The organism is Rhizobium sp. PEPV16, from assembly GCF_008919455.1.
GTDB lineage: Bacteria > Pseudomonadota > Alphaproteobacteria > Rhizobiales > Rhizobiaceae > Rhizobium > Rhizobium leguminosarum_Q.
Map to the genome: position 1 here is coordinate 13,096 of NZ_VSZV01000347.1, position 25,602 is coordinate 38,697.

Here is a 25,602-nt window from a genome sequence, read left to right on the forward strand (position 1 = left end):
TTATTTCGCTCCGGGAAAGACGCCGTCGAACAGATCGCCGGAATCGCTAGCCACGCCGCGAATCTCCCGGCGCAGCGTCGGATCGTAGCCGCGGCGCGTGGTATCGTTGTTGTGCGAGGCAAACAGCGTGGAATCGTCGACCGTGAACGCGTCCTTCCAACGGATGCTCCTGATCGTATCGAGATCGTCGGAATCCCTGAACTTGTAGACCCGGTCGGCCGTCGCTGTGACGAGCTGCGGCTTTTCATTGGCGAGGTCGCCGACCATATCGCCGAACTGGCGGCCATCGCTCTCGAGGGTATTCTGCACGTCGTCCCAGACAAAGCTGCGCTGAGGGTCGCCGCCGCCTTCATGCGATGGCGTGCGCGAGCAGCTCATGGCGTCGCGTCCGGGCAGTGCCGGCAAAGCCGGGATCGGGAAGGCGTTCGAGAAATCCGACGTGCAGTCCAGCCCATTCGCCTCGGCGAAGGCGGCGTTGCGCATCGCCACCATGGTTCCGACCTTCTTGGTGGAAATCTTGTTCGCGTGGATGACGAAAATCACGATCAGCAGGATGACCGGCGCGGCGAGCACGAATTCAATCGAGGCGAGGCCGCGCCTGTCGCGGTGCAGCCGCATCAGCAGCCCGCGGCCGGGAGGACCGCTCATTCGCTCAGTGTGTGTTGACGGCAGCCCAGGCATTGGCTCCTCCTCGGTCGAAGACGCGGGTCAGGCCGGTGAAACTATCGGCCGCCGGGCTCTGCTTGATGGTGTTGGAAACCGCGCCGGTATCGTCGGCGAGTGTCGCGGGGGCAAGTGATGCCAGCCAGTCCTGCGTGTAGAGGTCGAAGGCCGTGTAATTGTGGACCCAGCTCTGCGCCAAGGCGTAGGCGGACGGTGTCTTGTCCTTGAAGATGCGGATCTGCAGCCTGGCGCGCGTGGCGCGGGAAACAATCGCCAGCGTCTGGTAGTCGTCGAGCTGCTCGCCGCCGAAGGGCGTGAAGTTAAACGGTATGCGTCCTTTCAGCCAGTAAGGCTTCGGGAAGGAGATGACAGGCAGGGGAGCACCCGCCACGGAAATCGCGCCACCGGCTGGGCCGCAGACCTGATTCCAGATCATGTCGAACTTGCGGGTGAAATCGTTCTCGTCTTTTGTCTGCTTGTCGGAATAGCGCGGCGGTACGTCGATCGGCAGCTGGAAGGGGTTCACGATGCCGAACTCGATGCCGAAGAGTTCCTCGGCGATATAGAAGCTGCCATCGAGCAGCAATTCCTGCCACCAGCTGAGATCGCCAAATTGCTCGATGATTGCCTTGAACGGGACCTTGCTCAGATAGGCCGGGCCGAAGGCTTCATAAAAGATGTAGAAGTCCACTAAAGCATCGTCGATGCCGCTCTCGTGGTTGACCCAGTCGCGGATATGGCTGCCGTCGACGCCGCCTGCGGTCAACGGGCCCTTGCCGTTGGGGAAGCCACGCTTGGCAAACTCGCCGCGCATGAGGAGCGGGTCCTGCCCTTGCGTGCCCTTGCTCATCGCCAGGCACATTTCAGCATAGGCCGCAGCGGGATTGATGCCGTCGCGATCGACCGGGAGGTTGCCGCCGGCGCCCTCTCCGGCGTCGTTGCAGGATTCGCACGGCGGGTGGAAGACGACATGATCCGACTTGTTCAGGCGCACCAGATGCAGGGCTTCGTTGCCGACCCGCTGCGGAAAACTCTCGACGAGGTAGTCGTTGAGATCATTCATGGCATCAATGATGTCGCTGGACTTATTGATGAGATCCCATGGATCATATTTGTGTTGAGCGATGCCCACATATGCAAGCGCTTTGGTGGCTCCTATCGCCCGGACCCCCTGGAACGCCAGGCAAGCACCGTAGATGATGCCGCCGACGATCGGGACCTTCTGCCAGCCCGGGCAATAGGGCATCGGCGGCATCGGCGGCAAAAGGGATGCCGGCCCGAAGCCTTCGGTGAAAGAATACTGGGCGAGTTTTGCCAGAATGGCGGTAGAGCGCAGGGCAAGCTCCGCCGTCGTCAGCTGGAAGGCGACTGACGTCGCCATGACGACGGTTGCCTGCGAGGAGGCGACGTTGTTCATCGCCATGATGTTGAGATAGCGGGCTTCCCAATCGGCGTGGACGAGTGCTGCGGCATCCGCCGTGTCTTGCGTGCGCTGCTTGTCGTAGATCATCTGTCCGGTATTCAGGATCCAGACGATCATCAGGGCGAGCGCAATCGTCATGTAGAGAATGATCGGCGACAGGAAGCCGCGTTCGTCGCGGTGCAGGCGCTTGATAAGGGTCGGGGTCATAGCAGGTTCACCTCCGCCGTCGAAATCGTGTAGTAGCGGCCGTCCTTCCTCTGGCCGCGGGCAAAGACCCAGCCTGCATATTCGAGCAGCAGGAAGCGCGCTTCCACCTTGGCGGTGACCGGCACATGCGGCGAACGGTTGATGGCGGCATAGATCGCCATCGGCGCGCGGTCGACGGTCACGGTGACGTTCTGCGGGTCGAACATGTAGCGGGCTTGGTTGCGCATCGCGCGCCAGTTCTTCGAAAGACCCGAAGCATCGGCAAGGCTTTTCAGCGCATCTTCCGGCGGCTGGCAGGCGCCGACGCATTTCAGCTGGTCGTAGGGTGCTGCCGGGATCAGCGCCAGGCGGGCGGCAAGATCTGCCTTGCCGGCGGCAGCATCGTCGTCGCAGGTCCTGGCGTCGATCAAGCTCCGGATGGTGATCGGCAGGGCCGGACAGAAATAGACACGGGCGCTGCGCGCCGCCGCATAGGCGGCATAGTGGGTGAAGAGGTGGTTCTTGGCCAGGATCGTGAACTGGAAGACCACGAACATGAAGAAGACGAAGACCGGTGTCACAAGCACGAAATCCATCATCGTCGTGCTGCCGGAGGTATCGCCGTGCAGCTCCGATATCCGGCGCCGGTGGGCGGAAAGCCGCGGCAGCAGCAGCATCGAGGCAAGCAGCATCATGGCGATCGCAAAGGTACCGAGGAGCGCGCCGTGATCCTGAGGGACCCAGAAGGTCCGCGAGTGCAGGATCGAACTCCAGAAGGCACCGTCGAAGATGGGGCGTTCGAGTTCCGCGCGCATTGCCGTTACCTCACGAGTGAAAGAGGGGTGAAATCGGGCATGAAAAGGCACCAGAGAAGTCCGAGAGCAGCGGCAACGCCGAAGCGGACGGTATGATGTGTCTCGCGCGGCTTCAGCACCGACGCGGCATCGCGGAAACCGGCAGGCAGGAGAAGCGCAAACAGTCCGACCGTTCGGGCCAGCACGCTCCACTGAACACGCCGCGCCATGGAGAAAACGGCGATCACGCCGCCGGCCATCAGCGATGCAAGGGTGACGTCGATGGCGGGCCAGAGGCCGAGAATGGCGCCGAGCGCCGCCATCAGCTTGACGTCGCCGCCGCCGCAGCTTCCGGCTGCGAAGGCGATGATGAAGATCAGGCCGGCTGCAAGGAGGCCTGCGAAGGCAAGCCCTATTCCTGCGAGACCGCCGCTGATTGCCGCCAACATGAACCCGCCAAGCAGGCAGGGGTAGGTGACGGCGTTCGGAATATGACCGTGGCGATGGTCGAGCACCGCCGCGGTCATGGTGCAGGCGACGGCAAGAGCCGCCGCCGCAGGCATCAGGGTCAGATCATAGGTCGTATCCATGATCCCGATCCGCTTATTGACCGGGCTCGGGAATTCTCTCGGCATCCGAGAGCGCCGTGTTCTTTTCGTTGAACCATTCGCCGATCTGTTTGCCGAATGCGAGCAGGATCAGCATCAGCGGAATGACGATCAGGGCGACGGCCAGGACGATCTGGGCCATGTCGCCGCGTTCGTCCTTGTGAAGTGCAATTGCGAGAGTCTTGAGTTTACCAAACATGTGATTACTCCTCATTCCCAGGTTTGTTTCGGTTCGAAGCCGTGGTGAAGATGGACCAAGCATACGCCATCGATCCGAACGAGCATGTTGCTCGATCCAATGATATTTTCTGCTTCAGCTTATCTTCCCCGGCGGCCAACGTTTGTTGAACAACACCATTAAGACCCAAGAGTGCGCCCAAGGCCAGCCCTCCGTCAAGCAAACGAAACGAAGGGTTCCAATTGTCTTGGAGGCATCGGCTGCAAAACCGCAGTTGACGTCGGATTCTTTCAACTAACTGATTGAACAAGCTGCAGTTTTACCTGAAGATACGAAGTTTTGGACGGCATTTTGGAGCTTCGTCTACTGCTCCATAATTGGTCAATTCTTTCAAAGCGATAGAAGAAACGGCGCGCTGCGCGCATAATGGCCGTCTTCGCCGAGCCCAACCATGGCGTTATTTGGGGATCTGGATTAAGCTTTCCTCAAATGGCGGGTATCGCCCGCCAGTCGATCCGGAGAGAAAACGATGGAAACGATGAGCAGCATCTTGATACTTGCATTGGTCCTCATTCCATTAATGATGTTCTTTCCGACCGCGGTTCAGATGATGGCGACGCTGTTCGGCATGAGCACGGTCCTGGTCGGGATGCCGCTCTGATGAAGGCCGTTTCCGACGACGCCGCCGAACAGGCGACCTTCCAGGTCCTGACCCGGGCGCTGGACAAGCTGCTCGGGCCGATCCGTTTTCTCCTCGACGATCCGAGCGTGTCCGAAATCCTGATCAACGGCACATCCGACATCTTCGTCGAAAGACGAGGCAAGCTCGAACGGGCCGATACGCGCTTCGCCAGCCGCGAAGATCTGGAATCGGCCGCGCGCAGCATCGCGCAGTTCTCCGGCAAGCGGTTGACGCCGGAGGAGCCGAGCGTCGAGGCGCGTTTGCCGGATGGTTCGCGCGTGCAGATGATCCAGCCGCCCGCCTCCCGCACCGGGCTTTGCATTTCCATTCGCCGCTTTTTGAAGGAACATCGCAGCATCCGCGATCTCGTCACCCAGGGCAGCCTGACCGACCAGTCGCTGACGCTGCTGCAGGCGGCCGTCGGGCTGCAGAAAAACGTCATCATCTCCGGCGGCACCGGCACCGGCAAGACGACGATGCTGAACGCACTGTCGGAAGCCTTTGCCGACCACGAGCGCATCATCGTCATCGAGGACACGTCCGAACTGCAGATCCGCAAGGAACACGTGGTCTATCTCGAAGTGACGAAGCCCGACCGCTTCGGCCGCGGCGGCGCCAGCATCCGCGACCTGTTCCGTTCGTCGTTGCGCATGCGGCCCGACCGGGTCATCGTCGGCGAGTGCCGCGGCGGCGAGGCTCTCGATATGATCCAGGCAATGACGTCAGGCCACAGCGGCAGCCTTTCGACGGTGCATGCGAACACGCCTTATGACTCCCTGCACCGGCTGGAGACGCTGGCGCTGATGTCTGATATCGACATGCCGCTGCGGCCGCTGCGCGCCCAGATCGCCTCGGCGGTCGACGTCGTCGTGCAGATCGCCCGCTTCAAGCGCACCGGCCGGCGCCGGGTGATCGAGATCTCCGAGATCAAGGGCCTGAACAATGACGGCCAGTATATCGTCGAAAGCATCTACAAGCTCGAGGGCGACGGCCATTCCAATCCCGATGGCGCACTGCTGTGGACCGGTGTCGTGCCGAGCTTTGCCGCCGATGCGGTGGAAGAACTGCAAGGCGCCGAGCGCCCCGAATGGGTCGGCGCCGCCGCGCTGCATACAGCTTGAAACCTATTGGCGAAAGCTACCTGGGCCTGTCTGCCCGACTCTCGAAGCATCGCACGAAACCCGCACTGCCGCGTTCCTATCATCGAGCGATATATTGTGATCGGCTAAGACCCCATTGCAGTCAAGGCCCCGAGCTTTAAACTTACCGCACCTTTATAGGCATGGTGCATTCGAGGGAAGGCAAGCCTAGTTGCCTTCCCCGGTGTTTACTGGCGCTTTTTGCGCCAGGGCGCGTTCTTCTGCCAGTCGCCGGCCATGATGCTCCCGAAGGGGACTACCTCGTCGACCACTTCGGCGAGACCGTAGTGCTCGATCTGCGCCCGGACGTTCGCAGCGCTCTTGTAGGCACTCGGCAGTTCCGACACATCGGCGAAACCAGAGAAGAACCGCGCGTCGAGACCGCTTGTTTCCTTCTCCAGAATAGCCGCGATGTTGTTCGGGCTCAGACCTCGCGAATCCGCCCCATACTCCGCAGACAGCTGCCTCATATGCGCGCTGCGCGAAAAGTTGCGGCCAGCGCCATGCGGCGAGAAGCCGAGGCCATGGGCAGCGTTCGAGCCACGAACGATCAGGATCGGTTCCGCCATATTGAGCGGAATGATGGTCAGATCGGTCGCGTCATGCGCCCAGTTGTCGAAGGCAGGGGTGGCACCCTTTCCGTGGTAGAACAGCCCGTCCGACTTCCGGAAGACGAAGTTATGCTCGTTCCAGAAGCGGTCCGCGACCTTGGCCGAGAGTCTTTCCGCCGCCATGTCGTGAAGGACATAGTGGTTTTCCTTCGTCCACTGGCGGATCGTCTGCAGCGCCGACCAGTAGCAGTCACCTTCCTCGGTATCCGCCGGAATCCAGGCATTTTCCCTATGCGTCTCGGGCGAAATGCGCTCCCGAAACCGGTTGGCGACCTTCATGCCCTTGTCGTACAGCCGAGCGCCCGGTGCCCGCGATCCATGGTGGGTCACAAGCGCGGTTTCACCGGTCGACTTCATCGTCCCGACATAGGCGAAATGATTGCCGTCGCCCTGCGTGGCGAAATGCTCGATGCCAGCGCTCAGCGCACCGTCGCGCAGATAAGGATTCTGCTCGAAGGCCGAAAGCGTCGCCTCGGAAGGTCTGATCTGCGCGCCGCGCGGCCGGCCGCCGGGACCGAAATGCGTCACGGCATGCACGGCATCCAGAAGCGACTTCGGATCTGTGCCGGGAAAGATCGAGATCGCCATGGAACAGCAGATATCGGCCGAATGCATGCCGGGATGGATTGCTTCGGACGCGACTACGCCGCCGACCGGGATCGTTCCGATCGGACCCGCCGGGCAAGCGTCCGGCATGATCGCCGCGGAACGGACAACTGGCGTACGCACCAGCGCCCGCATCGTCGCATTGACCTTCTCTACATTGTCCTGTTCGAAGGCGTTCTCGGCGCGGATATTGGAATAGATCTCGACATCGTTGTCAGCCCTCAAGGCAAGCGTCGGACCTGGCTGGAAGCTCCTTGCCGCCTCCAGCGCATCTGTCACCGAGCCACCCCTGCTCAAAACCGCATTGGCCGCATCGAGAGCCGGGCGAAACCATTTCCCCTGGCTCATGCCGGCATCGATCAAATCCTGTCCGCTCATTATCGTTATCATTGTCTTTTCTGCGTCTGCAGTCCTTCTTGTTCAGTTACTTCTCTTCACACCACCTGGGCGACGAGCGTTGCCGGAGATCTATCCCGCCGCGCGCATTCCATAATCATGGCGCCATGCGGTCCCTGTAGTCACCGGCGGCATTCGCCAGGGCTTTCTTATCGTGCCAGATACACTTCAAGACGCGTGCCAGTTTGGAGAAAGGAGCGAGAGATACGCAATAATTTTCGTGCATCCACCTGTTTTTAAAAGGAAAAATTTTTCTGCCACGTCGGACTCAATCATGAATTGCGAAAATCGTAGCCCGATTATATTATCGCGAATTATACCGTTTTATAATTTTGGATAAGACATGAAGCGCCGAGTGGCCATCAGCATATTGGGAACCACCTTGGATGCAGGTAAATGGGAAAATCGCTGGAGCCGCTGGCGGCCCAATGTGGCGCTCTGCCAGCAACCGGGCCTGTTTATCGACCGGCTGGAACTGATCCACGACAACCACTCGCAAGCTCTCTGTCATCGTATCGTTGCCGACATCGAAACCGTGGCGCCTGCAACGGGGGTGCGGAGCAACATCATCAACTTTCGAGATCCCTGGGATTTTTCGGAGGTCTACACGAACCTCAGGGACTTTGCCCGCAACTACAACTTCGACCCTGACACGGAAGATTATCTCGTCAACATCACGACCGGCACTCATGTCGCACAGATCTGCTGGTTTTTGCTGGCCGAAGCCCGCATCATTCCCGGCCAGTTGTTGCAGCTCTCGCCACCGCGCGACCGGGAAGCGGAGCAGGATTTTGCCGGCACGCATCGGATCATCGACCTCGACCTTTCCCGCTATGACGAGATCGCCAAGCGCTTCGCCTCCGAGCGCGCAGACGCCGCCTCTTTCCTGAAATCGGGGATTTCGACCCGCAGCGCCGCCTTCAACAGAATGATCGACGAGATCGAGAGGGTGGTGATCCGATCGACCGCGCCTGTTCTCCTGACCGGGCCAACCGGCGCTGGCAAGTCGCAACTCGCCCGCAGGATCTACGAGTTGAAGAAGAGCCAGCGCAAGGTCACTGGTCCGTTCATCGAGGTCAACTGCGCGACCCTACGCGGCGACCAGGCCATGTCCACCCTATTCGGCCATGTGAAAGGAGCGTTTACCGGCGCTGCCGGGGAGCGTGCCGGCTTGCTCAAGTCCGCCGACAAAGGCGTGCTGTTTCTCGACGAGATTGGCGAACTCGGCCTTGACGAACAGGCCATGTGCCTGCGCGCGATCGAGGAAAAGAAGTTCCTGCCCGTGGGGGCTGATCGGGAGGCGTCCGCAGACTTTCAACTGCTCGCCGGCACCAATCGCGATCTTGGCGAGGATGTCCGCAAAGGCAGGTTCCGCGAAGATCTCTATGCCCGCCTGAACCTCTGGACTTTCCAGCTGCCGGCCCTGCGCGAGCGCAAGGAGGACATAGAGCCCAATCTCGACTTCGAGCTCAGGCGCTATCTGGAACGCGAGGGCGAAAATGTTACTTTCAACAAGGAAGCACGCGAACGCTATCTTACCTTCGCAACTGGCCCGCAAGCCGTCTGGAGTGCCAACTTTCGCGACCTGTCGGCTTCGGTTACCCGCATGGCGACCCTCTCGCCGCATGGGCGCATCACGAGTGACGTCGTTGACGATGAAGTCCGGCGGCTGAATGCGTTTTGGCGCAGCTCGAGTGACGACGGCAGGGTAGATCTGATTATTGAAGAAGTGCTGGGTGCAGAGACTGCTGCTAGCCTCGATCGCTTTGACGCAGCACAGCTTGCCACTGTTCTTCATACCTGCCGTCAACATGCCACGGCAAGCGCGGCGGGCAGAGCCTTGTTCGCGATCTCGCGATTGGAGAAAAAGAGCAGCAACGACGCCGATCGCCTGAGTAAATATCTCGCGCGCTTCAGTCTCAGATTCGAGGACATCAAGAAACCCGGATAGGATAGAGCGCTCATTGGCTATTTTGACGAGGGAGCGCGGTCATCCCGTCCCGTTAACATCGTTCTTGATGTTGCGAGTACCGACGACCTCTAAACGCTATCCTTTTCGGCGCTCGCCGCCATATGCACGAGATCGTCCCAGAGGCTTTCGGCAAAACTGCGCAGGACCGTGAGTTCGAAGCTGTCATCGCCGGTGCGGACGATCTGCACCGAGAGATGACCGACCATTGTCATGGCCGAATGGCCTTCCGGAAAGACGGAAGGATCGAGATCGACGGCGGTCCCCCTTGAGAGAAGCGCCCGCGAAGAACGGCCGGAAACGCCGATACGCACGCGCCCGTGGCTCTGATCCATGACGGAGGCCTTTCCCGCAAGCGCTGCAACGAGAGCATCGAGGCTGGCGGGCACGAGCGGTTCGTCGCCGGCGACGAACCATTGCCGGAAGCCTGCCTGGCGGATCGAACTTTTCGCAAAGCCTGCTTTCACCAATTCCGTGGCGAGCGCGGTGGGCTCGATCGCGCCGAGCACATGCAGGAGATGGCCCTCCGGCAAGGCTTCCAGCCGGAGGCCGGCCCCTGAGATGCCATTATATGCCATGCCGGCTAGAACCGGTTTATGTTGCGGAAGATGACGCATGGAGCTTCTCGTTTTCGGGATCGATGAAGACGGGATGGCAGAGCACCGCATCGGTAAATTCGTTGCGCAGGCCGTTCCAGACCGTCACCTTTTCACCGATGCGCTCCGGCCCGCGCCTGACGAGCGCCAGGCCGATCGTATGGCCGAGCCCCGGCGAAAACGCGCTTGAGGTGACGTAGCCCTGGTCGTTTTCGAGCGTCGCTGCAGCACCCTCGGCAAGGATATGCGAGCCGGTGCGGAAGCCGGTCGCCGGATTAAGCGGCTTGACGCCGACGAGGCGGGGCCGCTCGGGATCCTGCAGCCCTTCGCGGGCAAGCATTGCCTTGCCGATGAAATCCGGCTTGGTTGAGGAAACCATGCGGCCGAAGCCGAGATCGCCGGGCGTCACCGTGCCGTTGATTTCGGCATGAGTGACATGACCCTTTTCGATCCGCATGACGCCGAGCGCTTCGGCGCCGTAGGCGCAGATGCCATGTTTCTCGCCCGCGGCCATGACCGCATCGGCAACGCCTTCGCCGTAGCCGGCGGGTACTGCCAGCTCGTAGGCAAGTTCGCCGGAGAAGGAGATCCGGAAGAGCCGGCCTTCAAGTTGGCCGCCGAACAGGGAGACCTTGCGGGCGCTCATGAAGGGGAAGGCTGCATCCGACAGATCCTCGTCGACGATCTCCTGGAGAATGATACGCGACTTCGGCCCGGCGACGGCCATCTGCGCCCATTGATCGGTCGAGGAGGCGAAGCAGACGTCGAGTTCCGGCCAGAGCGTCTGGGCGCAGAATTCGAGATGGGTCAGCACGCCGGCGGCGAGCGCCGTCGTCGTCGTCATGAAGAAATGGTGGTCACTGAACCGGCTGGTGGTGCCGTCATCGTAGATGAAGCCGTCCTCACGCAGCATGATGCCGTAACGCGCCTTGCCGACGGCGAGCTTGGCGAAGCCGTTGCAATAGATGCGATCGAGGAAGGTCGCGGCATCCTTGCCAAAGATTTCGATCTTGCCGAGGGTCGAGACGTCGCAGAGGCCGGCATTCTTCCGGATGTTCAGCACCTCGCGGTCGACGCTTTTGCGCCACGTCGTCTCACCGGCGCGCGGGAACCAGGAGGACCGGTACCAGAGGCCGGTTTCGACGAAGACCGCGCCGTTCTTCTCGGCCCAGCCATGCAGCGGCGATTTGCGCGCCGGCTGGAAATGTTTGCCGCGCGATGTCCCGGCCAAGGCGCCGAAGGAAACCGGCGTATAGAAGGGCCGAAAGGTCGTCGTTCCCACTTCGGCCGGCGACACGCCGCGCGCCTCGGCAAGGATGCCGATGGCGTTGATATTGGAAAGCTTGCCCTGGTCGGTCGCCATGCCTGATGTGGTGTACCGCTTGGCGAGCTCGACATGGCCGTAGCCTTCGCGGACGGCGAGGCCGAGGTCCTTGAGATGCACGTCGTTCTGATAATCGACGAAGGCCTTGCCCTTCGAGCCCTTGACCGACCAGAGCGGCTTTGCCTGTGCGGCCGTCTCGGAAGCGGCAGCAAAGGCCGGCTCCGCCGCTGCGAAACCGATCGCCTTCAACGCGGCAGCGGCCTTTGCGGCGCCATCCCCGAGGCAGGTCGCGGTTTGCGCCATGCCGGCGGCCGAGCCGGCAACGGTCAGACCTTCCTGCTGGACAGGTGCCAGAAACGCCGAGGCCTCGTGCGACCATTGCGGCTTCGCGCCGCGATGACAGGCAAGATGAATGATCGGGCTCCAGCCGCCCGACATAGCAAGCGCATCCGCTTCGATCCGGCGGGTGCCGTCTGCGGTCTTGATGGTGACGCCGCGCAGGCTCTTGCCGCCAAACGCATCGATGACCCTGGCGCCCTCCAGCACTTCGGCGCGGCCCTGCCAGCTCGCGGCCACATCCCTGCGGCTGTCGACGATCGCCGCAACGGCGAGGCCGGCGGCTTCAAGATCCGCAGCGGTGCGATATCCTGCATCGTTGGTGGTGAAGATCACCGTGCTTCTGCCGGGCGCGACCGCTTGTCGATTGAGATAGCTGCGCATCGCGCCTGCCATCATCACACCGGGAATATCATTGCCGCCGAAGACAAGCGGACGCTCCTCGGCGCCGGTCGCGAGGATCGCCTGGCGGGCGACGATGCGCCACAATCTTTCGACAGGACGATCGGGATCGGGCATCGCCACATGCTTCTGCACCCGTTCGACGGCGCCGAAGACATTGTCGTCGTACCAGCCGAACACCGTCATCCGCGGCAGGCGGCGCACATTCTCCAGGCTCGCCAGTTCGGCAAGCAGCTCGCCGAGAAGCGCGTCCGCTGGCTCGCCGTCGATGGTGCCGCTGTCGGAAAGCAGGCTGCCGCCGAGTTCGGATCCCTCGTCGGCGAGGATGACGCGCGCACCGGCGCGCCCGGCGGTCAGCGCTGCGGCAAGACCGGCGGGGCCTGCGCCAACCACCAGCAGATCGCAATGCGCCCAACATTTTTCGTAGGAATCGGGATCGGCCTCATAGGATGCCCTGCCGAGGCCTGCCGCCTTGCGGATCACCGGCTCATAGAGCTTTTCCCAGAAGGCCGCCGGCCACATGAAAGTCTTGTAGTAGAAGCCGGCGCTGAGGAAGGGCGACAGCAGTCCGTTGACCGCGCCGACATCGAAGCCGAGCGAGGGCCAGCGGTTCTGGCTCTTTGCGGTCAGCCCCTGGTAAAGCTCGATCATCGTCGCGCGCGTATTCGGTTCGGTGCGCCCGCCGCTACCCGTCGTCACCAGCGCGTTCGGTTCGGCAGCCCCCGCTGTCAGGATGCCGCGCGGACGGTGATATTTGAAGCTGCGGCCGACGAGCTGGACACCATTGGCAAGCAGCGCCGAGGCGAGTGTGTCGCCCGGATGGCCCTCAAGAGGCTTGCCGTCGAAGGTGAAGCCGAGCGAAGTAGCGCGGTCGATGCGGCCGCCGGAGGAAAGACGGAAGCTCGTCATGCCGGTTCTCCGCCGAGCTTGGAAAGGGCAGCATCCCTGACGCCATGGACCGCATGGGTGACGGTATCGCGTTCGACGATCAGCCAGCGGCGGCATCCGGAGGAATGGTGCCAATATTCGCTGTGCCGGCCGCGCGGATTGTCGCGCAGATAGACATAATCGAACCAGGCCTCCGCACCGGCATCCGGCGCCGGCCTGACAAGGCCGGCATCGCCGCGGATCGAGAATTCCTCCTTCGGTCGGGCGCCGCAATGAGGACAGGAAATCAGGCTTGCCATCTTAAATGTCCTCAGTGCAGATTGGGCTGGGCGCCGACGCCCTTTTCGTCGATCGGGTAGCCGCGCGCGAAACGATCGAGCCGGAAGGCGCGGGCGGTCTGATGCGGCGCGTTGCGGGCGATCAGATGGGCGTAGCAGAAGCCGGAGGCGGGTGTAGCCTTGAAGCCGCCGTAACACCAGCCGGTGTTGAGATAGAGATTGTCGACATGGGTGCGGTCGATGATCGGCGAGCCGTCCATGCTCATATCCATGACGCCACCCCAGGAGCGCAGATATCGCACGCGCGACAGCGACGGAATCAGCGCCAGCCCGGCTTCGGCGACATGCTCGACCGAGGCGAGATTGCCGCGCTGGGCATAGGAATTGTAGCCGTCGATGTCGCCGCCGAAGACGAGGCCGCCCTTGTCCGACTGGGACGCGTAGAAATGCCCGGCGCCGAAGGTGACGACCGTGTCGATGAACGGCTTCAGCCCCTCCGAAACGAAGGCCTGCAGCACATGGCTTTCGATCGGCAGGCGAAGGCCAGCCATATCGGCGACGACGGTGGAGTTGCCGGCGGCAGCAAGCGCCAGCTTGCCGCAGCCGATGAAACCCTTGCTGGTCTCGACGCCGGTAATCTGGCCGTTTTCGCGGCGGATGCCGGTCACCTCGCACTGGGTGATGATGTCGACACCGCGTTGATCGGCGCCGCGCGCATAACCCCAGGCGACCGCATCATGGCGCACCGTGCCGCCGCGCGGCTGGAACAGGCCGCCCATGATAGGGAAACGGGCATTGTCGAAATCGAGGAACGGCAGTTTCTTGCGCACCGCCTGGCGATCGAGAAGCTCGGCGTCGACACCGTGCAGCCGCATGGCGTTGCCGCGGCGCGTATAGGCGTCACGCTGCGCGTCGGAATGGAAGAGGTTGAGAACGCCGCGCTGCGAGACCATGGCGTTGAAGTTGAAGTCCTGCTCCAACCCCTCCCAGAGCTTCATCGACAGCTCGTAGAAGGGATTATTGCCCGGCAGCAGGTAATTCGAGCGGATGATCGTCGTGTTCCTGCCGATGTTGCCGGAGCCGAGATAGCCCTTTTCGAGGACGGCGACGTTGGTGACGCCGAATTCCTTGGCAAGATAATAGGCGGTGGCAAGGCCATGGCCGCCGCCGCCAACGATGATGACGTCGTAATGCGGCTTCGGCGCCGGATCGCGCCAGGCCGGCGCCCAGCCTTTGTTGCCGCGAAGGCCGTTCAGGAAAATCGAAAGAGCGGAATAGCGCATGGGTCACCCGGAAAGAACATCTGCATGATGCCAGAAAGAGGAGGGCGGACTTGCACAGAAAGGACATGATTGGCTAAGAAGGAGACATGTCCTCGCTTGATGCCAGAAATGTGCAGACGATCGGCTTTATCCTCATCCCGGGATTTGCGCTGATGTCCTATGCCTCGGCGACCGAACCGCTCAGGGCGGCAAATCTTCTGGCCGGACGCGAGATCTATCGGCTGCAGATCTTTTCGCCGGATGGCGCAGCGGCACTCTCCTCCTCGGGCGTCAGCGTGCCCGCTGAATCTCTGCCCGCCAGGGGCGCGGGCCTCGGAACGGCCTTCGTCTGCGCCGGCGGTTTGCCCCGGGACTGGCGGTATCCCGGCGTGCTTTCCTGTTTGAGGCAGTTGTCGCGCGAAGGTGTGAGGATCGGCGGCATCTCGGGCGGCCCCTATCTGATGGCCGCCGCCGGACTGCTCGGCGGCCGCGACTTCACCATCCACTGGGAGCATGCGGCCGCCCTTCTCGAAGCCTTCCCGGATCTCACGCCGCGCCAGGCGCGCTTCATGATCGACGGCAACAGGATTACCTGCGGCGGCGGCATCGCACCGCTCGACATGATGCATGTGCTGATCGCCGAGCGCATGGGGCCGGATTTCGCCCGCCGGGTCAGTGACTGGTATCTTCATACCGAGGTCAATGAGCCCGCGGCACCCCAGCGCGCCTCGCTGGCGCAGCGTTACGGCGTCCATCATCCCGGTCTGCTTAACGTTCTCGAACGGATGGAGGAGACGATCGAGATGCCGCTGGAGCGCGCCGCTATGGCGCGCATTGCCGGCGTCACCACCCGCCATCTCGACCGGCTCTTTTCGATCCATCTCCGCACCACCTTCCTTGATCAGTACCGCAGGATCAGGCTGCAGCATGCCCATCGGCTGCTGAAGCAAAGCCCGCTTTCCGTCTCGGAAATCGCGGTGGCCACCGGCTTTTCTAGCCTGAGCCATTTTTCCCGGATGTTCCGTGCCGTCTACGGCATCGCCCCGCGCGCGGCGCGGCGGGAATAGGTTTTCTTCACGGTTGAGGAATTTTCACTATGACGATAGGGTTGCCTTTGGACAAAAGAGAAGGCGGCAGGGGAAAATCCATGAAATCCAAGCGTGAAGCGGCAGAGCAACCGGAACAGGCGCATAGTGGACGCGCTCCCTTTTCCCAGGACCCGCACGCCGTCCGCGAGCCGAAGGAAAACAACCTCGAAATGGCGATCGGCCATGAGGTGCGCGCCTACCGCAAGAAACTCGGCATCACGGTCACCGATCTGGCGGCGGCGACCGGCATTTCGCTCGGTATGCTGTCGAAGATCGAGAACGGCAACATATCGCCGTCGCTGACGACGCTGCAATCGCTGTCGCGGGCGCTCGGCGTGCCGCTGACCGCCTTCTTCCGCCGTTTCGAGGAACCGCGCAACGCCGTCTTCGTCAAGGCAGGCCAGGGCATCGAGCTCGAACGGCGCGGCACCCGCGCCGGCCACCAATATAATGTGCTCGGTCATATCGACAACAATACCAGCGGCGTCATCGTCGAGCCCTACCTCATCACCCTGACGACCGACTCCGACATCTTCCCAACCTTCCAGCATGAGGGGATGGAATTTCTTTATATGCTCGAAGGCGAGGTGGTCTACCGTCACGGCGACCAGCTTTTCCAGATGCAGCCGGGCGACAGCCTGTTCTTCGACGCCGATGCGCCGCATGGGCCGGAACAGCTGGTGAAACTGCCGAGCAAATACCTCTCGATCATCAGCTATCCACAGCAGAGCTCGAAAAGCTGACTTGCCTTAAAAGAAAAAATCTTTCTTCCGAGTTGAAAATCCAAAACAGACCTGCTAGTCCTTTCTCAACACGAACGGAGGTCTGGTCATGTGCGGAATTGTGGGTCTCTTCCTCAAGGATAAAAGTCTCGAACCGGAGCTCGGGGCACTGCTGTCCTCGATGCTGGTGACGATGACGGATCGGGGGCCGGACAGCGCCGGCATCGCGATCTATGGCGACGCCAGCGGCAACAATGCCAAGATCACCATCCAGTCGGCCAATCCAAAGAAGGATTTCGCCGGTCTCGAGGCCGAGCTCGGCCAGGCGGTTGGCGCGTCGGTCGCCATCCAGGTGAAGAGCACGCATGCCGTCATCACGCTTGCCAAGGATCTGCTTGACACGGGCAAGGCAGCCGTTGCGGAACTGCGTCCGAACATCCGCATCATGAGCAGCGGCGACGCCATCGAGATCTATAAGGAAACCGGCCTGCCGAAGGATGTCGTCTCCCGCTTCGCGGTCAATTCGATGGCCGGCACCCACGGCATCGGCCATACCCGCATGGCGACGGAATCGGCCGTCACGACGCTCGGCGCCCATCCTTTCTCCACCGGCTCCGACCAATGCCTGGTGCATAATGGTTCGCTGTCCAACCACAACAATCTGCGCCGCGAGCTGAAGCGCGAAGGCATGACCTTCGAAACCGAAAACGACACCGAGGTCGCCGCCGCCTATCTGACGGCAGAGATGGCCAAGGGCAAGAATCTCGGCCAGGCGCTGGAAGGCGCGGTGGGTGACCTCGACGGCTTCTTCACCTTCGTCGTCGGCACGAAGTCCGGCTTCGGCGTCGTGCGCGATGCGATCGCCTGCAAGCCCGCCGTTATGGCCGAAACGGACCAGTATGTCGCCTTCGGTTCGGAATACCGGGCGCTCGTCAATCTGCCCGGCATCGAGAATGCCCGGGTCTGGGAGCCGGAGCCTGCAACCGTCTATTTCTGGGATCACCAGAAGGTCGCTTGACCGGCGCCTCATGCGTATTCTCCAAGGGTTATCGAAACATGCCTGTCATTGATCTTGCCACTACGCCGTTGCGTGAACTCAACAGCGCCCTGCACAACATCCAGAACGGTTCGAACGATCTTTCCTTCGAAGTCGTCAATCCGCGCGGCAGCCATTCGGTTGCCGTCGGCATCGATGCACCGGTCACGGTCGATGTGAAGGGGTCGGTCGGCTATTACTGCGCCGGGATGAACGACGGCGGGACCGTCACCGTTCACGGTTCGGCAGGTCCGGGTGTTGCGGAAAACATGATGTCTGGAACAGTCGTCATCGAGGGCGATGCCAGCCAGTATGCCGGGGCAACCGGCCGCGGCGGCCTCCTTGTCATCAAGGGCAATGCGGCGTCACGCTGCGGCATCTCGATGAAGGGCATCGACATTGTCGTTCATGGCAATATCGGCCACATGTCCGCCTTCATGGGCCAGTCCGGCCACCTCGTGGTGCTCGGCGATGCCGGCGATGCACTTGGGGATTCGCTCTACGAGGCGAAGCTCTTCGTGCGCGGTTCGGTCAAGAGCCTGGGTGCCGATTGCATCGAAAAGGAGCTGCGTCCCGAGCATCTGACGAAGCTGGCCGAACTTCTCGAAAAGGCGGGGGTGAGCGAAGTGAGGCCCGAGGAATTCAAGCGTTACGGCTCCGCCCGCAAACTCTACAATTTCAATATCGACAACGCTGACGCATATTAAGGCGAGGGACCATCATGAGCTATCACAACCCCTATACCCCGCCGCGCAAGTCCGCGACCTTCGACGATTACACGCTGGCGGAAATCCGCCGTGCTGCGGCGACCGGCATTTACGACATCCGTGGCGCCGGCACCAAGCGGAAGGTTCCGCATTTCGACGACCTGCTGTTTCTCGGCGCATCGATCTCGCGCTATCCGCTCGAAGGTTACCGCGAGAAGTGCGACACATCGGTCGTCCTCGGCGCGCGCTTCGCCAAAAAGCCCATCCACCTGAAGACGCCGATCACCATTGCCGGCATGAGCTTCGGCGCGCTCTCCGGCAATGCCAAGGAAGCGCTCGGACGCGGCGCGACGATTGCCGGAACCTCCACCACGACAGGCGACGGCGGGATGACCGATGAAGAGCGCGGCCATTCACAGACGCTGGTCTACCAGTATCTGCCGTCGCGATACGGCATGAATCCCAAGGACCTGCGTCGCGCCGATGCGATCGAAGTGGTTGTCGGTCAAGGTGCCAAGCCCGGCGGCGGCGGCATGCTGCTCGGCCAGAAGATCTCCGATCGGGTCGCCAACATGCGCAATCTGCCGAAGGGCATCGATCAGCGCTCGGCCTGCCGCCATCCGGATTGGACAGGCCCGGACGACCTCGAAATCAAGATCCTGGAACTGCGCGAGATCACCGACTGGGAAAAGCCGATCTATGTGAAGGTCGGCGGCGCGCGTCCCTATTACGATACGGCGCTTGCCGTGAAGGCTGGGGCCGACGTGGTGGTGCTCGATGGCATGCAGGGCGGAACCGCCGCGACGCAGGATGTCTTCATCGAGAATGTCGGCATGCCGACGCTCGCCTGCATCCGCCCCGCGGTCCAAGCGCTGCAGGACCTCGGAATGCATCGCAAGGTGCAACTGATCATCTCGGGCGGTATCCGTTCAGGCGCCGACGTGGCCAAGGCACTGGCGCTGGGCGCCGATGCCGTTGCCATCGGCACGGCAGCACTCGTTGCGATCGGCGACAACGATCCGCACTGGGAAGAAGAATACCAGAAGCTCGGCACGACGGCCGGCGCCTATGACGACTGGCACGAAGGCAAGGACCCGGCCGGCATCACGACGCAGGACCCGGAACTGATGAAGCGCCTTGATCCGATCGCCGCCGGCCGCCGTCTCGCCAACTATCTGAAGGTTATGACGCTGGAAGCCCAGACCATCGCGCGCGCCTGCGGCAAGAACCACCTGCACAACCTGGAACCGGAAGATCTTTGCGCGCTGACGATGGAGGCGGCTGCCATGGCCCAGATCCCGCTCGCCGGCACCAACTGGTATCCCGGCAAGGGAGGCTACTGATTTCTACTACCGGCCGGGCAAACGTCCCGGCCGTCTCGCATCCATAAGCAAAGTGTCTCCAAGAAATCCAAAGGGGAACGAGAATGACACTGGACCTTGCTGCTTTTGCCAGAGACAAAGGCATCAAATATTTCATGATCAGCTATACCGACCTGTTCGGCGGCCAACGCGCCAAGCTGGTCCCCGCAGAAGCCATCGCCGATATGCAGAATGATGGCGCCGGCTTTGCGGGCTTTGCAACCTGGCTCGATCTGACGCCTGCCCATCCCGACCTGTTCGCGCTTCCCGATGCTTCCTCCGTCATCCAGCTACCCTGGAAGAAAGACGTCGCATGGGTTGCCGCCGACTGCGTGATGGACGATCAGCCTGTCGAACAGGCACCGCGCGTGGTGCTGAAAAGACTGGTCGCTGAAGCTGCGAAAGAAGGGCTCAGGGTGAAAACCGGCGTGGAGCCCGAGTTCTTTCTCATCTCCGCGGACGGCTCGGTGATTTCTGACCAGTTCGATACCGCCGAAAAGCCTTGCTACGATCAGCAGGCCGTGATGCGTCGCTATGATGTCATCGCCGAGATTTGCGACTACATGCTCGAGCTCGGCTGGAAGCCCTATCAGAACGACCACGAGGACGCGAACGGCCAGTTCGAGATGAACTGGGAATATGACGACGCGCTACAGACGGCAGACAAGCACTCCTTCTTCAAGTTCATGGTCAAGTCGGTCGCCGAAAAGCACGGCCTTCGCGCGACGTTCATGCCGAAGCCCTTCAAAGGCCTGACCGGAAACGGCTGCCATGCCCACATCTCGGTCTGGGACATCGATGGCAAGGTCAACGCCTTCGCGGACAAGGAAATGCCATTTGGGCTCTCCGCTCAGGGTAAAACCTTCCTCGGCGGCATCATGAAGCACGCCTCCGCCCTTGCCGCGATCACCAATCCGACGGTCAATTCCTATAAGCGTATCAACGCGCCGCGCACCACATCGGGCGCGACCTGGGCGCCGAACACCGTGACCTGGACGGGCAACAACCGCACCCACATGGTGCGCGTGCCGGGACCGGGCCGCTTCGAGCTGCGCCTGCCTGATGGTGCGGTCAATCCGTACCTGCTGCAGGCGATCATCATCGCCGCCGGCCTCGACGGCATCCGCAGCCAAGCCGATCCCGGCCGGCACTACGATATCGACATGTATGCCGAGGGGTACCTGGTAAAGGACGCGCCGCGCCTGCCGCTCAATCTGCTCGACGCGCTGCGCGCCTATGATGCCGACGAGGGCTTGAAGCAGGCGATCGGGGCCGAGTTTTCCGCCGCCTATCTCAAGCTCAAGCATCAGGAATGGAATGCCTACTGCTCGCATTTCACCCAGTGGGAACGCGACAGCACGCTCGATATCTGAACGGACGGACGTTCTGCAGACACGCTGATGCGCCGGAGCGGACAGCTCCGGCGTGATCTGCCCTCTGCGCTTGGGATAGCGAAGAAAGTGACAGCATGAAGAACTTCGTACTCACCGTATCCTGCAAATCGACACGCGGCATCGTCGCGGCGATTTCGAGCTATCTGGCCGAAAAGGGCTGCAACATCATCGACAGTTCGCAGTTCGACGATCTCGATACCGGCAAGTTCTTCATGCGCGTCAGCTTCATTTCGGAGGAGGGGTTTTCGGGCACCGATATCGCCGCCGGTTTCGCAGCCGTCGCCGCGCCCTTCGAAATGGACTACGATTTTCACGACAGCGAAAAGCGCATGAAGGTGCTGCTGATGGTCTCGCGCTTCGGCCATTGTCTGAACGACCTGCTCTACCGCTGGAAGATCGGCGCGCTGCCGATCGATATCGTCGGTGTCGTCTCCAACCATTTCGACTACCAGAAGGTCGTGGTGAACCATGACATCCCCTTCCACCATATTCCGGTCACCAAGGCCAACAAGGTGCAGGCCGAGGCCCATATCATGGACGTGGCCGAGCAGACCGGCACCGAGCTGATCGTGCTCGCCCGCTACATGCAGATCCTGTCGGACGAGATGTGCCAGAAAATGTCCGGGAAGATCATCAACATCCACCATTCCTTCCTGCCGAGCTTCAAGGGCGCCAATCCCTACAAACAGGCCTACGGCCGCGGCGTGAAGCTGATCGGGGCGACGGCGCATTATGTCACCGCCGATCTCGACGAAGGCCCGATCATCGAGCAGGACACGGCGCGCATCACCCATGCGCAGTCGCCCGACGACTATGTCTCGATCGGCCGCGACGTCGAAAGCCAGGTGCTGGCGCGCGCCATCCACGCCCATATCCATCACCGCACCTTCATCAACGGCAACCGCACCGTGGTCTTCCCGGCAAGCCCCGGAAGTTACGCGTCGGAGCGGATGGGTTAGAGACGGGTTGAGGGACGGCAAAAGCGTCGCCGCATCCCTCATTCATTCGGTAAGGGATGCAGCAAGGGCGCCGAAAGTTTTGGGAAATGCATGTCGGGCGGGGTTGCCACGGCGCGAAAGACGAATATAGTCAGGAAATAAATATTCCGTAGAGGAAACAAAAGGGAACGGACAATGGCTTTATCATGGCGTTTCTCCGTCTTGGCGGATCGGCATCGCGCTCTGGGATCGAAGCTCGAGGACTGGAGCGGCATGGGCACCGCCTGGACCTACGACAAGGACATGTCGGAAGAACATGTCGCCGTCCGCACCAAGGCCGGCATCATGGATGTCTCGGGCCTGAAGAAGGTGCACCTGGTCGGCCCGCACGCCATCGCCGTGCTCGACTCCATCACCACCCGCGACCTGACGAAGATCTACCCCGGCCGGTCGGTCTATGCGACCATGCTGAACGAGCGCGGCCACTTCACCGACGACTGCATCGTCTATCGCACCGGCCCGAATTCCTGGATGCTGGTGCATGGCTCCGGCTCCGGCCACGAGGAACTCGTCAAGCAGGCTGCGGGCCGCAATTGCGCCGTGCTCTTCGACGACGACCTGCACGACCTGTCGCTGCAGGGTCCGATCGCGGTCGACTATCTCGCCAAATATGTGCCCGGCATCCGCGACCTCAAATATTTCCACCACATGCAGACGACGCTGTTCGGCGCGCCGGTGATGATCTCGCGCACCGGCTATACCGGCGAACGCGGCTACGAGATCTTCGTGCGCGGCCAGGACGCCGTCATGGTCTGGGACCGGATCGTCGAGGAAGGCAAGGAGATGGGCATCATCCCCTGCTGCTTCTCCGTTCTCGACATGCTGCGGGTCGAAAGCTACCTGCTCTTCTACCCTTACGACAATTCGCAGATGTATCCCTTCGCCGATCAGCCGCCCGGCGACAGCCTCTGGGAACTCGGCCTCGACTTTACCGTCAGCCCCGGCAAGACAGGCTTCCGTGGCGCCGAGGAACATGCGCGCCTCAAGGGTAAGGAACGTTTCAAGATCTTCGGCATGCTGATCGATGCCGACGGACCGGCCGATCTCGGCGACGAAGTCTTTGCCGACGGCAAAAAGGTCGGCGTCATTACCTGCCCGAGCTATTCGTCGCTGACGAAGAAATCCATGGCGATTGCCCGTCTGGACGTTGACAAGGCGGTGCATGGGACGAAACTCGAAGTCCGCGGCAAGACCGTGAAGGCAGGCGCCACCGCCCACACGCTTCCTTTCGACGATCCGGAGAAGAAGAAGAGGACCGCCGTAGGTTAAGGAGCACGCCAATGCTCGTTGCAGGCATCAAGAGCCGACCAGTCTACACGGGCCTGACCATCCAGCCCAACGCCCGGCGGCACATTTTCGCGCTCGAAGGGGAGGGTGCCAAGGCGCTCCTCGATCAGCAGCCGGCGCTTGACGAAACGGCGCTTTCCCGCGGCGAAATCCTCTATGTCGCCCGCGGCTCGCAAGGCACCGGCCTGGACGAGACGCTGCGCCGCCTCGGCGCCGACATGTTCTTCACCGCCCCGACCATCGCAACGCTGCTCTTCCGATTGAAGGGTTCGCTTGCCACCGCCCATATGGGCACGCGGCTTTATCTATCGGGCACGGAAGGCTTCATCGGCCAGGCAATGCTCGTGGCGCTCGATTACGGCATGGACCATGCCTCCGTCATCACCGAGCATCGCGGCTCGCTGGCCCGGCGCGTGCAATGCGTCCATTGCAAGGGCATCACCGACGACGTCACCACCAGCCCCTTCACTTGTAGCCATTGCGGGCTGCCGCTTCTGGTGCGCGACCATTATTCGCGTCGGCTCGCCGCCTTCCAGGGCGTCAATATCGATGCGGAAGAACCGGGCAGCGCGCCTGATCCGGAGGAGTTGTTCCTTTGAGCGGTGGCACTGAAATTCCTGTCCGCGTGACGCGGATCACGCCGATCGCCGAGCGCGTCAAGCGCTTCCGTTTCGAGCGCCTTGACGGCAAGCCTATGCCGTATTTCTCCGGCGGCGCCCACGTCATCGTTTTGATGAATGATGGCGGCCATATGCGCCGCAACGCCTATTCGCTGATGTCGCCGCCGCATGATTGCGCAGCCTATGAGATCAGTGTGCTGCACGTCGAGGATTCGCGCGGCGGCTCCACCTTCATGCATGAGAAGCTTAGCGAAGGCGACGAGCTGAAGGTCAGCTATCCCGTCAACCTGTTCCAGCCGGACTGGCGCGGGCGCAAGCATCTTCTGATCGCCGGCGGCATCGGCATTACCCCCTTCATTGCGATGATGGAGCAGTTTTCCCGCGAGGGCGCCAATTTCGAGCTGCATTATGCCATCCGCACGCGCGACCGCGGCGCCTATTGGCAGCAACTCGTCGAGCGCTATGGCGGACATCGCATCAAGATCTATTGCGACGCCGAAGGCGGCGCCATCCCCCTGACGCGCCTGCTCGGCACCCAGCCGCTCGGCACGCATCTTTATGTCTGCGGCCCATCCGGCATGATCGACGGCGTGCTGAAGGCGGGACTGGACGCCGGCTGGCCGGAGCAGAACCTGCATTCGGAACGGTTCCTGTCGTCTCTACCAGGCAAGCCCTTCGCGATCGAGCTCCTGCGGTCCGGCAAGACCGTGAAGGTCGGCCATCACGAAAGCATGCTGGAGGCGATCGAGGCGGTGGGCGTCGACGCGCCATTCCTCTGTCGCGGCGGCGCCTGTGGTCAATGTGAGACCGGGGTCGTCACCTGCGACGGCAAGCTGCTGCACCATGACGTCTATCTGACGAACGAAGAAAAAGCATCCGGCCGCAAGGTGATGATCTGCGTTTCCCGCTTCGAGGGAAACACGCTGCATCTTGATCTCTAGCGACATCGGAAGCGGAACAAGGAGACCGGACATGGCAATCGTCTTCAAGCAGGAAACCTTCCGGAACGATTTCAGCTATCGGAACAGCCCCGAGAACATCCGGCGTTTCCCGTTTCCGTTCGACCGCGACGAATACATGTATTCGGTCAATATGGAGCCGCATGTGCACGGCCGGGCGGGAACCGTCTACGAAAGCCTGATCGACGTCGACGAGCATTATGTCGCCGAGATGCACGACCGGGCGCTGGTCCTGAAGGAAGATCCGCTGCGCTACCAGGCGCTGCCGCACATGATGAGCGCGCAATGGGACACGCTCGAACTTTTGATGGAAGAGCAAGCGGCGGGTTACCCCGACCACTTCACGCTGATCCGCAACGGCGACCAGTGGCGCTGGATCAACCGCCCGCTCGGCATCGACGACAGCTTCACCTTCGGCGATACCTCGACGCTGCCCTACGAGCCCTTCGAATATATCACCCGCCAGGCCCAGGGCGATTTCTGCATCGTCGACCAGCGCGACGGCAATCTCTGGATGGACGCCGGCATGGTGACGACGCAGGCCGACTGGTCGCTCGATTTCGATATCGGCATGAACTTCATGGAATGGCACGGGCCGGTGCCGCTCGCCCACCAGATCGGTGTCTTCGACCGGGCGCTGAAATTCCTGTTGAACCTGCAGCAGGGCAAGCCGACACGGCGCTTCAATTGGACGATGACGATCAATCCGCGGCTCGACACCAGCCCGGAGAATTATCACAAATGGGGTCCTGACCGCACCACGGTGAAGCCGGAGAATGTCGGCGAGAAGGTGCATTTGCGCGTCGAGCTGCAGAGCCTCTGGCGCCTGCCGCGCTCGAACGCCATCCTCTTCGTCATCCGCTGTTACCTGATGAACATGGAAGAGCTCGTCACCGTGCCGAAATGGGCGCGCCGCTTCCCGCGCGTGCTGAAGACGCTGCCGCCGGAGCTTATCGACTACAAGGGCCTCACCCGCTTCCGCGAGACGACGATCGACTGGCTTTCCAAATATGACGACGGGGCCCCGACCAGCCCCGGCATCTATCCGGACTGACACGCAGGACAATACGATATAATCAAGAGGGGAAT

24 protein-coding genes are annotated in these 25,602 nt (G+C 61.7%); 14 read left to right on the forward strand and 10 right to left on the reverse strand.

The window, feature by feature from the left end; translation table 11 throughout:
* The 5 genes from FY112_RS28845 to FY112_RS28865 are packed head-to-tail and all read right to left on the reverse strand — an operon-like array spanning nucleotide 1 to nucleotide 3,873.
* Nucleotides 1–681 carry a hypothetical protein gene (locus FY112_RS28845; protein WP_017957726.1) on the reverse strand — a complete coding sequence of 227 codons (681 nt, stop codon included), beginning with the start codon at nucleotides 679–681 and terminating at the stop codon, nucleotides 1–3.
* Nucleotides 653–2,293, reverse strand: coding sequence for a Tad domain-containing protein (locus tag FY112_RS28850; RefSeq protein WP_151519867.1), 1,641 nt, complete (start codon nucleotides 2,291–2,293; stop codon nucleotides 653–655). The genes FY112_RS28845 and FY112_RS28850 overlap by 29 nt, the downstream gene beginning before the upstream one ends.
* Nucleotides 2,290–3,087 carry a TadE/TadG family type IV pilus assembly protein gene (locus FY112_RS28855; RefSeq protein ID WP_017957724.1) on the reverse strand — a complete coding sequence of 266 codons (798 nt, stop codon included), beginning with the start codon at nucleotides 3,085–3,087 and terminating at the stop codon, nucleotides 2,290–2,292. Before FY112_RS28855 ends, FY112_RS28850 begins: the two co-directional genes overlap by 4 nt.
* Nucleotides 3,088–3,092: 5 nt before the next feature.
* Nucleotides 3,093–3,656, reverse strand: coding sequence for an A24 family peptidase (locus tag FY112_RS28860; RefSeq protein ID WP_017957723.1), 564 nt, complete (start codon nucleotides 3,654–3,656; stop codon nucleotides 3,093–3,095).
* 13 nt (nucleotides 3,657–3,669) lie between these two features.
* Nucleotides 3,670–3,873: a hypothetical protein gene (locus FY112_RS28865; protein WP_003548168.1), complete on the reverse strand. Its 204-nt coding sequence runs from the start codon at nucleotides 3,871–3,873 to the stop codon at nucleotides 3,670–3,672.
* 508 nt (nucleotides 3,874–4,381) lie between these two features.
* On the opposite strand from FY112_RS28865, the gene FY112_RS38505 reads away from it, so the two are divergent.
* Both FY112_RS38505 and FY112_RS28875 read left to right on the forward strand, forming a co-directional pair.
* Nucleotides 4,382–4,513: a hypothetical protein gene (locus tag FY112_RS38505; protein ID WP_003594894.1), complete on the forward strand. Its 132-nt coding sequence runs from the start codon at nucleotides 4,382–4,384 to the stop codon at nucleotides 4,511–4,513.
* The gene (locus FY112_RS28875) at nucleotides 4,513–5,655 is read left to right on the forward strand and encodes an ATPase, T2SS/T4P/T4SS family (protein WP_017957721.1); all 1,143 of its coding nucleotides are present in this window, start codon (nucleotides 4,513–4,515) and stop codon (nucleotides 5,653–5,655) included. Before FY112_RS38505 ends, FY112_RS28875 begins: the two co-directional genes overlap by 1 nt.
* Nucleotides 5,656–5,861: 206 nt before the next feature.
* Here FY112_RS28875 and FY112_RS28880 read toward each other — a convergent pair whose 3' ends face one another.
* On the reverse strand, nucleotides 5,862–7,268 hold the full coding sequence (locus FY112_RS28880) for an RtcB family protein (RefSeq protein WP_017957720.1): 1,407 nt from the start codon (nucleotides 7,266–7,268) through the stop codon (nucleotides 5,862–5,864).
* 361 nt (nucleotides 7,269–7,629) lie between these two features.
* On the opposite strand from FY112_RS28880, the gene rtcR reads away from it, so the two are divergent.
* On the forward strand, nucleotides 7,630–9,237 hold the full coding sequence (rtcR, locus tag FY112_RS28885) for an RNA repair transcriptional activator RtcR (RefSeq protein WP_151519868.1): 1,608 nt from the start codon (nucleotides 7,630–7,632) through the stop codon (nucleotides 9,235–9,237).
* 89 nt (nucleotides 9,238–9,326) lie between these two features.
* On the opposite strand, the gene FY112_RS28890 is transcribed toward rtcR, so the two are convergent.
* Genes FY112_RS28890 through FY112_RS28905 form a run of 4 tightly spaced genes read right to left on the reverse strand, consistent with a single transcriptional unit; the run spans nucleotide 9,327 to nucleotide 14,362 of the window.
* Nucleotides 9,327–9,872 (reverse strand): sarcosine oxidase subunit gamma family protein, encoded by a 546-nt coding sequence (locus FY112_RS28890; RefSeq protein WP_017957718.1) that lies wholly within the window; start codon nucleotides 9,870–9,872, stop codon nucleotides 9,327–9,329.
* Nucleotides 9,850–12,822 carry a sarcosine oxidase subunit alpha family protein gene (locus FY112_RS28895; RefSeq protein ID WP_151519869.1) on the reverse strand — a complete coding sequence of 991 codons (2,973 nt, stop codon included), beginning with the start codon at nucleotides 12,820–12,822 and terminating at the stop codon, nucleotides 9,850–9,852. Before FY112_RS28895 ends, FY112_RS28890 begins: the two co-directional genes overlap by 23 nt.
* Nucleotides 12,819–13,100, reverse strand: a complete 282-nt coding sequence (locus FY112_RS28900) for a sarcosine oxidase subunit delta (RefSeq protein ID WP_017957716.1) — start codon at nucleotides 13,098–13,100, stop codon at nucleotides 12,819–12,821. The genes FY112_RS28895 and FY112_RS28900 overlap by 4 nt, the downstream gene beginning before the upstream one ends.
* 11 nt (nucleotides 13,101–13,111) lie before the next feature.
* Nucleotides 13,112–14,362: a sarcosine oxidase subunit beta family protein gene (locus tag FY112_RS28905; RefSeq protein WP_131643759.1), complete on the reverse strand. Its 1,251-nt coding sequence runs from the start codon at nucleotides 14,360–14,362 to the stop codon at nucleotides 13,112–13,114.
* An 86-nt stretch (nucleotides 14,363–14,448) separates the two neighbouring features.
* Between FY112_RS28905 and FY112_RS28910 the strand changes: the two genes are divergently transcribed.
* The 11 genes from FY112_RS28910 to FY112_RS28960 all read left to right on the forward strand — a co-directional run bounded on the left by FY112_RS28910 (nucleotide 14,449) and on the right by FY112_RS28960 (nucleotide 25,567).
* Nucleotides 14,449–15,408: a GlxA family transcriptional regulator gene (locus FY112_RS28910; protein ID WP_131643758.1), complete on the forward strand. Its 960-nt coding sequence runs from the start codon at nucleotides 14,449–14,451 to the stop codon at nucleotides 15,406–15,408.
* Between the two features lie 80 nt (nucleotides 15,409–15,488).
* Nucleotides 15,489–16,172, forward strand: a complete 684-nt coding sequence (locus FY112_RS28915) for a helix-turn-helix domain-containing protein (RefSeq protein ID WP_017968483.1) — start codon at nucleotides 15,489–15,491, stop codon at nucleotides 16,170–16,172.
* A gap of 88 nt (nucleotides 16,173–16,260) precedes the next feature.
* Nucleotides 16,261–17,169, forward strand: a complete 909-nt coding sequence (locus tag FY112_RS28920; RefSeq protein ID WP_131643757.1) for a glutamine amidotransferase family protein — start codon at nucleotides 16,261–16,263, stop codon at nucleotides 17,167–17,169.
* A 38-nt stretch (nucleotides 17,170–17,207) separates the two neighbouring features.
* Nucleotides 17,208–17,894: a GXGXG domain-containing protein gene (locus FY112_RS28925; protein ID WP_027665463.1), complete on the forward strand. Its 687-nt coding sequence runs from the start codon at nucleotides 17,208–17,210 to the stop codon at nucleotides 17,892–17,894.
* Between the two features lie 14 nt (nucleotides 17,895–17,908).
* The gene (locus FY112_RS28930; RefSeq protein WP_003548137.1) at nucleotides 17,909–19,237 is read left to right on the forward strand and encodes an FMN-binding glutamate synthase family protein; all 1,329 of its coding nucleotides are present in this window, start codon (nucleotides 17,909–17,911) and stop codon (nucleotides 19,235–19,237) included.
* Nucleotides 19,238–19,320: 83 nt separating this feature from the next.
* Nucleotides 19,321–20,628, forward strand: coding sequence for a type III glutamate--ammonia ligase (glnT, locus tag FY112_RS28935; protein ID WP_151519870.1), 1,308 nt, complete (start codon nucleotides 19,321–19,323; stop codon nucleotides 20,626–20,628).
* Nucleotides 20,629–20,723: 95 nt separating this feature from the next.
* Nucleotides 20,724–21,608 (forward strand): formyltetrahydrofolate deformylase, encoded by an 885-nt coding sequence (gene purU / locus FY112_RS28940; RefSeq protein ID WP_151519871.1) that lies wholly within the window; start codon nucleotides 20,724–20,726, stop codon nucleotides 21,606–21,608.
* A 174-nt stretch (nucleotides 21,609–21,782) separates the two neighbouring features.
* A complete protein-coding gene (locus FY112_RS28945; RefSeq protein ID WP_131643755.1) occupies nucleotides 21,783–22,916 on the forward strand; it encodes an aminomethyltransferase family protein in 1,134 nt (377 codons plus the stop codon).
* Nucleotides 22,917–22,927: 11 nt separating this feature from the next.
* Nucleotides 22,928–23,533, forward strand: coding sequence for a dimethylamine monooxygenase subunit DmmA family protein (locus tag FY112_RS28950; RefSeq protein ID WP_131643754.1), 606 nt, complete (start codon nucleotides 22,928–22,930; stop codon nucleotides 23,531–23,533).
* Entirely contained in the window at nucleotides 23,530–24,495 is a 966-nt protein-coding gene (locus tag FY112_RS28955) for a PDR/VanB family oxidoreductase (RefSeq protein ID WP_017957706.1), read from the forward strand. Before FY112_RS28950 ends, FY112_RS28955 begins: the two co-directional genes overlap by 4 nt.
* Nucleotides 24,496–24,526: 31 nt before the next feature.
* Nucleotides 24,527–25,567, forward strand: a complete 1,041-nt coding sequence (locus FY112_RS28960) for a DUF3445 domain-containing protein (RefSeq protein ID WP_017957705.1) — start codon at nucleotides 24,527–24,529, stop codon at nucleotides 25,565–25,567.
* Nucleotides 25,568–25,602: the final 35 nt, after the last annotated feature.